The organism is Burkholderia sp. DN3021 (assembly GCF_049805555.1).
Taxonomy (GTDB): domain Bacteria; phylum Pseudomonadota; class Gammaproteobacteria; order Burkholderiales; family Burkholderiaceae; genus Burkholderia; species Burkholderia pyrrocinia_C.
The window spans coordinates 1-11942 of record NZ_JBNCAB010000035.1 but is presented as its reverse complement, the minus strand read 5'-3'; the positions used below and the strand labels follow the sequence as shown (position 1 = coordinate 11942).

Sequence of the window (11942 nt, the reverse complement as noted above, 5' to 3'; positions counted from 1 at the left end):
TTGCGTTGCGCATCGGACGAAGCTGCGGTCGCGTACCGGTCCGAACGGCCCCGACATGCATCGAACGCCGTCGATCGCCGCGCATGAAAGCCCGCGCATCCGTTGCCTGCTCATCCTTTAGAATCGATCCACCGTTCATCACGCCGCCCGCGCCCCGTGCCCGCCGATCACCGTCTCGACCTGAACCTGTTTCGCGTGCTCGACGCCGTCTACGTGCACGGCGGTATCGGCGCAGCCGCCCGCGCGCTGCATCTCACGCAGCCCGCGGTTACGCACTCACTCAACCGGCTGCGTGCGCATTTCGACGATCCGCTGTTCGTGCGCCAGGGCAACCGCGTCGTGCCGACCGAGCGCACGCGGTCGATCATCGCGGACGTGCAGTTGCACTTGAAGGGCCTGCAAGGCACCGTGCGCGATCCATCGGCACTCGATCCCGCGACGCTCGACCTGAGCATCGCGGTCGGCATTCGCGACGTGCTCGAATCGATCGCGCTGCCGCGGATCGTCGCCGCGTTCGCCGACGAAGCGCCGGGCCTGCGGCTCGTGAGCCGCCGCATCGCAGTGCCCGACATCGAGCGCGAACTCGCATCGGGCAATCTCGATCTCGCGGTCGACCGTCGCGTGCAGACGAGCCCGCGCATCGCCACCGAACACCTGCTCGACGATTCGCTCGTCGTCGCGCTGCGCCGCGATCATCCGCTCGCGCGCGATCCGCTGCGGCGCGGCGACTATTTCGCGGCGCGGCATATCGCGGTATCGTCGTTCGGCGAACCGCAATCGCTCGACGTATTGCTCGGCAGCGACGGGCGCTTCCGCGATATCCGGCTCACCTGCCAGCACTATTTCGCCGCGTGCCAGATCGCCGCGACCGGCGACCTGCTGGTCACGCTGCCGCACACCTATGCGCTGCGGATGGCCGCGCTGCTGCCGATCGTCGTGCGGCCGCTGCCGCTGCGGCTCAGGCCGTTCCCGCTGCTCGCGTACTGGCACGAATCGCGCGACACCGATCGCGCGCACCAGTGGGTGCGCGAGCGCATCGCCGCGCTCGTGCGCAGCAGCGCGGGCGTCGCCGACGCGTAACCACGCTGCGTACGCCGTTACGATCGAAACGATATGCTGACGGCTTCGCGCCGCCATGCGGCGCCCGCTTCCTTCTTCCCGCTTACCGGAGACTTGCCATGTCGCTCATCCATGCCGCCGCCGTCCTCGATGCCGACGCGCCCGATTACGTCGTCCAGCTGCAGGCCGGCACGCACGCGCTGACCGGCGACGAAGCGCCGCGCGAAGGCGGCCAGGATCGTGGGCCGGCGCCGTACGAGTTCGTGCTTGCCGGTCTCGCGCAATGCACGGCCGCGACGCTGCGCATGTATATGCAGCGCAAGTCGTGGCCGGCCGCGCGCATCGACGTGCGCACCGAGTTGCATGCCGATCGCGAAGGCGTGCAATACGTGCGCCGCGTCGTGACGCTCGACGGCCCGCTCGACGACGCGCAACGCCAGCGCCTCGCCGAGATCTGCGAGAAGACGCCGGTGACGCAGTTCATCAAGCGCGGCACGCGGATCGAGACGACGTTGAAGTGACGTGCGCGGCGAGCGGCGCGCGGCACACCATCAACGCCTGAAAAACAAAACGGGCGGGCCGCGCACGATGCGCGGCCCGCCCGTCCATCGATACAACCAGGCGCTTACAGTCCGAGCGCGGACAGGTCCAGCTTGCCGTCCTTCATCGGCGGGCACCAGAAATACGCGCCCGTCAGCGGCCGCGTGAAGCGGAACAGGCCGTCGACGATCCCGTCGTCCGCGCCGCTCATGCGGCGCATCTGCACGTCGAACGCGCGGAACGAGCAGCCGAACGCAACGAAGTAGAGGCCCGCGCGGCGCGCGTCCGACCACGGCGACGAACGGCGCAGCATGAACGCCTCCGGCTCGAAGCTTTCCTGCGCGGTGCGCTTCACGTGCGCGAACTCGGGCGCGTCGTCGAGTTCCTCGTTGTCCGAGCGGCGGCGCCCGATGATGTTGTCCATGTCGCCCGACGGGATGCGCTCCATCTGGTCGAAGTCGTGCAGCCACTGCTGGACCGCGACGAAGCTCGAACCGTCGAGCCCCGCGCCCTGCCCCGCCACGATCGCCGCGTCGAGCGCGTCGTCGCCGGTCGGGTTCTCGGTGCCGTCCTCGTAGCCGGACAGGTCGCGATCGTTCGAATAGCGGAAGCCGTCGACGGCGTCCTGCAGCGCGAACGCCGGCGCCAGCACGCGTTCGATCGCCCGCGCGCGCAGCACGATCTCGCCACGATCGTCGGCGCGCAGCCAGACCCACACGTCGGCCGGCGTCGCCGGCAGCGTGCGGTCCTTCACCGCGAACGCCGGATAGTCGGTCAGCCCCGGAACCGGGCGCCCGAGGTGCGCCGCCAGTGCCTGTCCGAAACCGACGACCGTGTCGCGCCCATCGACGATCTCGCGTAGTGCGGCCAGCGCCGCCGCTACATTGCCGTCATTCGAAATCGTGAAAGTGAGGTATCGGGCCGCCGTGTCGATCGGAGCCAGGATGCCTTGCTGAACGTCGCTCATCGTTTCCTCAGGAGTGTATCGGGGGTGAATCTTCGAGGGCCGCATCGGGCGGCCGCTCGTCGTGCCGGGCCGCGCCGGGACGCACGCACCGTGGCGTGCCGCGAACGCCGAAGTGTAATCGATGCGCCCGCCGGCCCCCCTGCGCCGCCGCTTCGCAGAAAGCCCTAAAAAGAAGGGCCGGAACCCTGAATACTAACCGTATCGACGCCGCAACGCCGCATTCGTCAGACGTTGCAGCGTGCGGAACACTGCTGATAAAATCTTTGCACGTCTTTTCGGCGTCCTTTCAACCGTTCACTTCAGGGGAGGTGCAGATGTTCCGAATGCCAGCAACCTTCCCGAACGTGGTCCCACGGCGCAGCTGATCCAGCCCGCCGTCCGCGCCGGCTCCCGAGTTTTTCGCTAACCCGTCAGCCGCGCTTTTCCCGACAGCCCGTTTCGTTCCGCCCGCGTTTTCCACGCGGCTCCGGCTGTTGCGTTTTCGACGTTCTCCGAACCGGAAAGTCCCGTCGCGCGATGCGCCGGGCAATGATAAATGACCAGAAAAACCTCCCATCTGGGCGGCCACGCATTCAAGGCCGTCTTCGGCTTCACCATCCGCTACTGGCGCAAGCAGCCGGCACGCATCGCCACGGTCGCGACCTTCGCCCTGCTCGCCGCGCTCGCCGACGTGCTCACGCCGCTGTTCGCCGGCCGCCTCGTCGACGCGCTGTCGACCGGCCTGACCGACCGCGCCGCCGCGTGGCATTCCGCCGTCGTCGCGTTCGGCACGCTCGCCGCGCTCGGCATCGGCGCGACGGTGCTGCGGCAAGGCGTCTACCTGAACATCATCACGCTCACGCTGAAGATGATGAGCGAGATCGCCGCCGCATCGTTCCACCGCGTGCAGCGCTTCTCGACCGACTGGCACGCGAACAGCTTCGCGGGTTCGACCGTGCGCAAGATCACGCGCGGCATCTGGGCGCTCGACCTGCTGAACGACACCGTGCTGATCGCGCTGCTGCCGTCGGTCGCGATGCTGGTCGGCGCAACCGTGCTGCTCGGCACGCACTGGCCCGTGATGGGGCTCGTCGTCGGCGCGGGCTCGCTGCTGTACATCGCGGTGACGGTCGCCGTGTCGCTCGGCGTCGTCGCGCCGGCCGCGCGGCTCGGCAACCTGTGGGATACGCGCATGGGCGGCGCGCTCGCCGACGCGGTGAGCTGCAACGCGGTCGTCAAGGCGTTCGGCGCGGAAACGCGCGAGGAAGCGCGGCTCGCGCGCGTGATCGGCAAGTGGCGGCAGCGCACGCGCCGCACGTGGGTGCGCGGCACGTTCAACGGCGGGCTGCAGGGCGCGATGCTCGTCGCGATGCAGGCCGCGATGATCGGCGTCGCGCTGCGGCTGTGGGCGAGCGACGAGGCGAGCGTCGGCGACATCGCGTTCGCGCTGACGATGTTCTTCATGCTGCAGGGTTACCTGCGCGACGTCGGCATGCACATCCGCAACCTGCAGCGTTCGGTGAACGACATGGAAGAACTCGTCGCGCTCGAACGCCAGCCGCTCGGCATCGACGATCGCCCCGGCGCGCCTGCCATCCGGATCGGGCAAGGCGAGATCCGCTTCGAGCACGTGACGTTCCGCTACGGCAACCATCCGGTGCCGCTGTACGACGATTTCTCGATGCGGATCGCGCCCGGCGAGCGCGTGGGCCTCGTCGGCCACTCGGGGTCGGGCAAGACGACGTTCATCAAGCTGATCCAGCGCCTGTACGACGTGTCGGGCGGTCGCATCACGATCGACGGGCAGGACATCGCGCGCGTGCGGCAGGATTCGCTGCGCAGCCAGATCGCGATCGTCCAGCAGGAGCCCGTGCTGTTCCACCGCACGCTCGCGGAGAACATCGCGTATGCGCGCCCCGACGCGAGCCGCGCGGACATCGAACGCGCCGCGCGTCTCGCCAGTGCGCACGACTTCATCGTCGCGCTGCCGGACGGCTATGACACGCTCGTCGGCGAACGCGGGATCAAGCTGTCGGGCGGCGAGCGCCAGCGCGTCGCGATCGCGCGCGCGTTCCTCGCCGATGCGCCGATCCTGATCCTCGACGAAGCAACGTCGAGCCTCGACAGCGAAAGCGAGCTGCTGATCCAGCAGGCGATGGAGCGGCTGATGGTCGGCCGCACGACGCTCGTCGTCGCGCACCGGCTGTCGACCGTACGTGCGCTCGACCGGCTGCTCGTGCTCGATCGCGGCAAGGTGATCGAGGAAGGCAACCACGACACGCTGATCCGCATCGACGGCGGCATCTACCGCCGGCTGTTCGAGCGGCAGGCGCTGGAGCTCGCGAAGGGGCTTGCCGATTCGCCGCGGCGCATGGCGGACGATAATGCCGGGCCGCTGGGCGAGCCGGCGGAGGCTTGACGCAAGCGTGTCGCGATACGGCCCGGCGGTGGGATCATCACCGCCGGGCCGTGTTGACCCGACCGGAATCGGATCGAGGCCGTGCCACGTGCACGGCCTTTTTTGCGTCCGCGAATATCGCCGGCCGCCCCTGAGCCGCGCGCCGCCGCGTCGCTTTTTCCGGGATCACTTATCATGTCGACCAGGAAATTTGCGACGAGGGTTCGATCATGTTTACAGGAATTGTCCAGGGCGTTGGCGTCATCAAGGCCATCAAGGATCACGGGGAGCTGAGAACCTTCAGCATCGAATTCCCCGAGCGGTTTACCGACGACATCGAGATCGGCGCCAGCGTCTCCGTCGACGGCGTGTGCCTGACGGTGACGACCATCCATTCGCCGGAGCTGATCGACTTCGACGTGATGTTGCCGAGCCTGAAGATCACCACGCTGGCCGATCTGGCGACCGGCGCGCGGATCAACGTGGAGCGGGCCGCGAAGGACGGCGCGGAAATCGGCGGGCATCCGCTGTCCGGCCATGTCGACTTCCCGGGGACCATCCTGCACATCGCGTCGTCCGAGCACAACCGGATGATTCGCATCGGCGTGCCTGCCGAATTCAAACGCTATGTGTTCGCGAAGGGCTATATCGCGATCAACGGCTGCAGCCTCACGGTTTCGGACGTCAATCGAGACGAAGGCTGGTTTGAAATCTGGCTGATTCCGGAAACGCGACGCGCGACGACCTTCGACGCGAAGGGCGTCAACGACAAGGTCAACATCGAGATCGAGCGCAGCACCCAGGTCGTCGTCGATACGATCCGCGAATCGGTCAAGGAAACGCTCGGGGAGTTGACCGGCATCGTCACGGCGCTGCTGGCGGAAAAAGACGTCGATATCGAGGAACTGCTGGCCCGCAACGTCGCGAAGCTGCCGAAGTAGTAACGGATGCCGGCGTGCCAGGTGATCCGATGGGTCACCGGGTACCGGCTTCCGTCGGCAAACACCTCGACCCACGGTTCCGCCTCACTCCGCCTCGGCCTGCGCCCCCTTCCCCACCGCCACGCGCTGCGCGCGATAAATCCCCGCGTGCCCCGAAAACAGATACGCGACGACGCACGCGACGATCGCATACACGCCGATATCCGCGCCGAACAGTTCGATCGCCATGATCGTCGACGCGATCGGCGTGTTGGCCGCACCCGCGAACACCGCGACGAAGCCGAGCCCCGCGAGCACGGGCACCGGCAGCGCCAGCACCTGGCCGAGCGCGTTGCCGAGCGTCGCGCCGATGTAGAACAGCGGCGTCACCTCGCCGCCCTTGAACCCCGACGCCAGCGTGACGACGGTGAACGCGAACTTGCCCGCGAAATCGTAGAGCGGCAGCGGCCCGTGAAACGCGGCCTCGATCGTCGGAATGCCGAGGCCGAGATACTGCGTCACGTTCAGCACGGTGGCCGCCGCCGCGACCAGCAGGCCGCCGAGCACCGGCTGCAGCGGCGCATAGCGGACAACGCGCCGGAACCACGCGGTCAGCGCATGCGTCGCAAACGCGAACAGCCGCCCGACGACGCCGAACGCGATGCCCGCGACGACCGTCACGGCCAGCCCCGTCGCCGACACGGCCGGCACGAACGGAATCGCATAGGCCGTGTGATGCACGCCCCACGCACGGCACACGACGTCCGCGACGATCGCCGACGCGACGCAGGTCAGCAGCGCGTCGTACCGCACGCGCCCGATCGCGAGCACCTCGAGCCCGAACACGGCGCCCGCGAGCGGCGTGCCGAACACCGACGCGAAACCGGCCGCGATGCCGCCCATCAGCAGCACGCGGCGATGCTCGCGGTCGAGACGGAACATGTGCGTGACGCGATCGGCGAGCGCACCGCCCATCTGCACGGCCGTGCCCTCGCGGCCGGCCGAGCCGCCGAACAGGTGAGTGACGACGGTCGCGACGAGCACCAGCGGCGCCATCCGCTTCGGCACGAGCGCCTTCGGGTCGTGAATCTCGTCGATCAGCAGGTTGTTGCCGCGCGCGACCGACTGGCCGAAACGATGATAGCTCCACCCGGTCGCGAAACCGGCGGCCGGCAGCCCCCACAGCAGCCACGGATGTGTCATGCGCGTACCGGTCGCCCAGTCGAGCGCGATCAGGAACAGCGCGGAAGCCGTGCCGGCCAGCGCGCCGAGCAGGGCCGAAAGCGCGAGCCAGCGGCACACGTAGCGCACGGTCGCGAGCAGGTCGGCAGAAGTCGTGAAAAACATGATTTCCAGATTCGACAGAACATCAAAACCTGGGCGGCAGAATACCGCATGGACGGCCTGCGACCTCCTGACAACCCAGGAACACGCAGGCATCATCAGCCGGGCAAACCGGCGGTTGAGGGCCGCGCCGCGCGCAACGCGCCGCAACGACCGCAGGGAGGCATGCCATCTCCGCAGGCCGCGATTGTACGCGACGCCGCGCATCGCACGCAATGCAGCGCCAGCGCACCGGGCCGAAACGGTGACGCGCTCCCCGACGCGCGGTCAGTCGCGCGGCACGCGCGCGATGCGCGAAATCAGCTGCGGAGCGATCCGTTCGAGCGGCAGGATCGCCGATGCCGCGCCGATCGCCGCGGCCGCCTTCGGCATCCCGTAGACGGCGCTGGTCGCCTCGTCCTGCGCGATCGTGTAGCAGCCTTTCGCGCGCATCGCCTTCAGGCCGAGCGCGCCATCGCGCCCCATGCCCGTCAGCAGCACGCCGAGCGCCTCTCCCTGCCAGCCGTCGGCAACGCTGTTGAAGAACACGTCGATCGACGGCCGGTACGGCGTCTCCACCGGATGCCGCGTATAGCCGAGCACGCCGCGCGGCGACAGGGTCAGGTGATCGTCGGTCGCCGCGAGCAGCACCTCGCCGGCCTGCGGCACGCTGCCCTGCCGCGCGACCCGCACGGGCAGCCGCGTATAGCCGTCGAGCCATTCGGCCATCCCGAGCGCGAACGCCTGGTCGACGTGCTGGACGATCACGATCGCAGCCGGGAAATCGGCCGGCAGCGCGCGCAGCAGCGCGGTGAGCGCGGTCGGCCCGCCCGCCGACGCGCCGATCGCGACGAGCGCCGGCTGGCCGCGCGCGGGCGTCGGCCCCGGCGGCACGAGCACCGCGGTGCGGCTTTCGAGCAGCCGGCCGATCTGGTCGATCTTCGCGAGCAGCGCCTGCGCCGACGCGTCGGTCGACAGCCCCAGCGCAAGCGTCGGCGTGTCGACCGCGTCGAGCGCGCCCGCGCCCATCGCCTCGTAGACCGACGACGTGTTCGCGCTGACGCTGACCGTCACGATCAGGATCGCGCACGGCGCGCGCGCCATGATCTGCCGCGTCGCCGCCACGCCGTCGACCTTCGGCATCACGAGATCCATCAGCACGAGATCGGGCGGGTGGGCGATGCAGAAATCCACGGCCTCGTCGCCGTCGGTCGCCACCCACAGCACGCGGTGGTCCGGCCGCAGCGCGAGCACGCGGCGCAGCGCCTCCACGGCCAGCGGCAGGTCGTTGACGATGCCGATGTTCATCCGCGCGCGCCCCCGATCAGGTCGTGCACGGCATCGAGCAGCGCCTCGTCGTGGAAGCTGCTCTTCGCGAGGTAGTAGTCGGCGCCGGCATCGAGCCCGCGGCGGCGATCCTCGTCGCGATCCTTGTACGACACGATCATCACCGGCACGCGCTTGAGCATCGGATCGCCCTTGATCAGCGTGACGAGCTCGATGCCGTCCATGCGCGGCATGTCGACATCCGTGACGACGAGATCGAATGCATCGCTGCGCACCGCGTTCCAGCCGTCCATCCCGTCGACCGCAACGGTCACGTCGTAGCCGCGCTTTTCCAGCAGCTTGCGTTCGAGCTCGCGCACCGTCAGCGAATCGTCGACGACAAGCACGCGGCGGCGCCGGTCGACGAGCGCGAACTGCGGGTCGCGCTTGAGCCGCGCGAGCTGCCCGCCGCGCACGAGCTTGTCGACCGAGCGGATCAGGTCCTCGACGTCGACGATCAGCACGGGGTCGCCGTTCTCGAGCAGCGCGCCGGCCGCGATGTTCTGGATCTTGTGCAGGCGGCTGTCGAGCGGCTGCACGACGAGCATCCGTTCGCCGAGGAAACGGTCGACGGCGACGCCGTACAGCTCGGGCTCGCCACCGACGACCACGACCGCCGTGCTCCCGCGCGCCCCGTCGGGTTCGCCCGCATCGAGCAACTGGTGCGCGGCGACGAGGCCCGCGCGCCGGCCGTCGAACGGAAAATGCGGCTGCCCTTCGAGCACGTCGATGTCGTCGTGCGCGAGCTCGAGCGTGCGACGCACGTGCGCGAGCGGGAACGCATACGGTTCGCCGCCGACTTCGACGAGCAGGCTGCGGATCACCGACAGCGTGAGCGGCAACTGCAGCACGAAGCGCATGCCCGCGCCCGGCTCGCTGAAGATCCGCACCGCGCCGCGCACGCCGCGCACCATCTCCTGCACCGCATCGAGGCCGACGCCGCGACCCGATACGTCGGTCACCGCATCGCGCATCGAGAAGCCCGGCAGCAGCAGGAATTCGAGCAGTTCGGGATCGGACAGCCGCGCGGCCGTCTCGTCGTCGGTCAGGCGCTGGCGCACGACGGCCGCGCGCAGCGCGTCCATGTCGACGCCCGGCCCGTCGTCGATCACGCTGACGAGCAGCGAGCCGGCGCTGTGGCGCGCCTCCAGCGTCACGCTCGCCTCGGCCGGCTTGCCGCGCGCGAGCCGCGCGTCGGGCGACTCGACGCCGTGGTCGATCGCGTTGCGCAGCAGGTGACCGAGCGGCGCGTCGAGCAGGTCGAGGATGTCGCGGTCGACCTGCGTGCCCTCGCCGACGATCGAGAAGCGCACCTGCTTGCCGAGCGAGCGCGCGAGATCGCGGACGATGCGCGGATACGCGCGCGTCGCATCGCCGAACGGCCGCATCCGGCATTGCAGCGCCTCGTCGTAGAGCTGCTCGGCGATATGCGTGCTGCGCCGCTCGAAGCGGTCGAATTCGTCCATGCGCTCGGCGAGCGAACGCTGCAGGTCATTGAGCATGTGCCGCACTTCGTTCATCGATGCGAGCATGCTCGCGTCGAGATCGTCGGCGAACTGTTCGTACATCAAATCGAGCGAACGGGCGGCGTCGCGCTGCGCACGCTTCACGCGCAGCATCGATTCGGCGAACGGCTTGAGCCAGCGCGATTCGACCAGCGATTCGCCGGACAGGCTCAGCAGCCGGTTCAGCGTATCGGCGCGCACGCGGCGCATCGCGCCGGCGCCGGCCACGCGGCCGGCCTGGACCGGATCGGGCACCGTGCCCGACACCGCGAGCGGCGGCACCGTGGCGCCGGCCCCGACGGACTCGTTCGCGGCGCCGTCGTGCTCGCGATACGGCACGGCCGACGGCGGCACGACGGCCGCCTGTATCGTCTGCGCGGCATCGGCGCCCGTCAGCGCCGCCGCGAACACGTCGATCTCGGTCGGCGACACGGGCGCCCCCTGCGGATCGCCGACGCGCACCAGCAGGTCGACGCCGGCGAGCAGCACGTCGACGTGCGTGGCCGTCAGCGCGATCGTGCCGGCCTGCGCGGCGACGAAGCATTCTTCCATCCGCCCCGCGATGTCGACGCCGAGCGGCACGCCGACGATGCGCGCGGCGCCCTTCAGCGAATGCGCGGCACGCATGCACGCCTCGAGCGCGACGGAATCGGGTTCGCCCGATTCGAGCGCGAGCAGCCGCTCGGACAGCGCCTGGGTCTGCGTACGCGTCTCCTCGCGATACAGCTCGAGCAGCGACAGGTGGCTCAGATCGTCGTCGCCGCTCATCGCATGCTCCGTGTCACGGCGTCGAACAGGCGATCGTCGTCGAGCAGGCCCACCGACTTGCCGCGCCACGACAGCACGCCGCGCGACAGGCCGGCGCTCGCGCGCCCGACTGTCGCCGGCACGGGCACCCAGTCGGATGCGCCGAAGCGCAGCACGCCCTCGACTTCGTCGACCGGAAACACGACCGGTTCGCCCTGGTGCGCGGCCACCAGCAGCCGCGTGAAACGGCCGTCGCCACCGCCGTTGCCGCCGTTGCCTGCGTCGAGACCGAGCAGCGCGCCGATCGAGATCGCGATGCGCAGCGTGCCGCGGATGTTGACCACGCCGCGCACGGCCGAATTGCGGCGATGCGGCAGCGAATGGATCGGGCGCGTGCCGGCGATCTCGCGCAGCACGCCGATCGGCAGCGCGAGCCATTCGTCGGCCACGCGAAACGCCAGCGCCGCGTGGCGCGTATCGCCGCCGTCGTCGCGCACGCGCGTCGCGCGGAACGCGCTCATCCGGCGTGTCGCGTCGGCCATCTCGGCATCGCCGAGCGGACGCTCGAGCAGCTTCGCAGCGTGATACGCGTAGACCGGGCAGTTCAGGCAGCGCTGGCAGTCGGCCAGCCGCTCGCACGAGCGGTCGCCGTGCGTGCCGATCCGGTTCCAGCAATCGTCGACGTCGATCGTCGTGTCGTCAGTGGCAGCGGCGTCGCGGTTCATGGATTCCTCTGGTCATCGCGGTGTCGGTCCCGTATTCGTGTCAGCCGGCCGAGCGCCGTGCGCGCTCGAGCAGCCATTGCGCGCCCGCGCGATCGCCGCCGACGTCGAGCAACGTCGCGAGATGGGTCAGCGCCTCGTGGTGCGTGGGCCGCAGGTACAGCGCCTTCCGGTAGAAGTCGCCGGCTTCCGCCGCGCGCCCGCGCGCATCCGCGATCAGCCCGTTCAGGTAGAACGCGTCGGCATGCGGCCCGACGCGCGCCGAGAACTGCGCGAGCACGCGTTCGGCCTCGTCGAACGCGCCGGCGTTCGCGAGCGCCTGCGCCTCCTCGAGCGTCGGCGCGACGCCGTCGGCGACCGGCGCGGCCGCTTCGACCGTCGCCACCCACCGGTCGGCCCGTGCATCGAGCGCGACCGTGCGCACGGCGGGCGCCGGCGGCGCGAACGGCTGCAGCC

9 protein-coding genes, 1 pseudogene and 1 riboswitch are annotated in these 11942 nt (G+C 69.6%); of the genes and pseudogenes, 4 read left to right on the top strand and 6 right to left on the bottom strand.

Annotation, left to right across the window (positions count from 1 at the left end; translation table 11 throughout):
• Positions 1-156: 156 nt before the first annotated feature.
• Both ACPUER_RS18475 and ACPUER_RS18470 read left to right on the top strand, forming a co-directional pair.
• A complete protein-coding gene (locus tag ACPUER_RS18475) occupies positions 157-1080 on the top strand; it encodes a LysR family transcriptional regulator (RefSeq protein ID WP_425131823.1) in 924 nt (307 codons plus the stop codon).
• Positions 1081-1178: 98 nt separating this feature from the next.
• Positions 1179-1580, top strand: a complete 402-nt coding sequence (locus tag ACPUER_RS18470; protein WP_034185134.1) for an OsmC family protein — start codon at positions 1179-1181, stop codon at positions 1578-1580.
• A gap of 104 nt (positions 1581-1684) precedes the next feature.
• Here the strand turns inward: ACPUER_RS18470 and ACPUER_RS18465 are convergent, their stop codons facing one another.
• Positions 1685-2566: a Dyp-type peroxidase gene (locus ACPUER_RS18465; RefSeq protein WP_425131822.1), complete on the bottom strand. Its 882-nt coding sequence runs from the start codon at positions 2564-2566 to the stop codon at positions 1685-1687.
• A gap of 535 nt (positions 2567-3101) precedes the next feature.
• Between ACPUER_RS18465 and ACPUER_RS18460 the strand changes: the two genes are divergently transcribed.
• Both ACPUER_RS18460 and ACPUER_RS18455 read left to right on the top strand, forming a co-directional pair.
• Complete coding sequence (locus ACPUER_RS18460; protein WP_425131821.1) at positions 3102-4964, top strand: ABC transporter ATP-binding protein; 1863 nt, start codon at positions 3102-3104, stop codon at positions 4962-4964.
• A 209-nt stretch (positions 4965-5173) separates the two neighbouring features.
• On the top strand, positions 5174-5884 hold the full coding sequence (locus ACPUER_RS18455; protein WP_425131820.1) for a riboflavin synthase subunit alpha: 711 nt from the start codon (positions 5174-5176) through the stop codon (positions 5882-5884).
• An 84-nt stretch (positions 5885-5968) separates the two neighbouring features.
• On the opposite strand, the gene ACPUER_RS18450 is transcribed toward ACPUER_RS18455, so the two are convergent.
• From ACPUER_RS18450 to ACPUER_RS18430, 5 genes and pseudogenes are all read right to left on the bottom strand, one after another.
• Positions 5969-7210, bottom strand: coding sequence for a voltage-gated chloride channel family protein (locus ACPUER_RS18450; protein WP_175958619.1), 1242 nt, complete (start codon positions 7208-7210; stop codon positions 5969-5971).
• Between the two features lie 79 nt (positions 7211-7289).
• Positions 7290-7392: riboswitch (Fluoride riboswitch) on the bottom strand.
• 82 nt (positions 7393-7474) lie between these two features.
• On the bottom strand, positions 7475-8494 hold the full coding sequence (locus tag ACPUER_RS18445) for a chemotaxis response regulator protein-glutamate methylesterase (RefSeq protein WP_425131819.1): 1020 nt from the start codon (positions 8492-8494) through the stop codon (positions 7475-7477).
• A complete protein-coding gene (locus ACPUER_RS18440) occupies positions 8491-10785 on the bottom strand; it encodes a hybrid sensor histidine kinase/response regulator (RefSeq protein ID WP_175958617.1) in 2295 nt (764 codons plus the stop codon). The genes ACPUER_RS18445 and ACPUER_RS18440 overlap by 4 nt, the downstream gene beginning before the upstream one ends.
• Positions 10782-11489, bottom strand: coding sequence for a chemotaxis protein CheW (locus ACPUER_RS18435; protein ID WP_425131818.1), 708 nt, complete (start codon positions 11487-11489; stop codon positions 10782-10784). Before ACPUER_RS18435 ends, ACPUER_RS18440 begins: the two co-directional genes overlap by 4 nt.
• A gap of 40 nt (positions 11490-11529) precedes the next feature.
• Positions 11530-11942 (bottom strand): annotated as a pseudogene (locus tag ACPUER_RS18430) (CheR family methyltransferase); the annotation flags it as partial.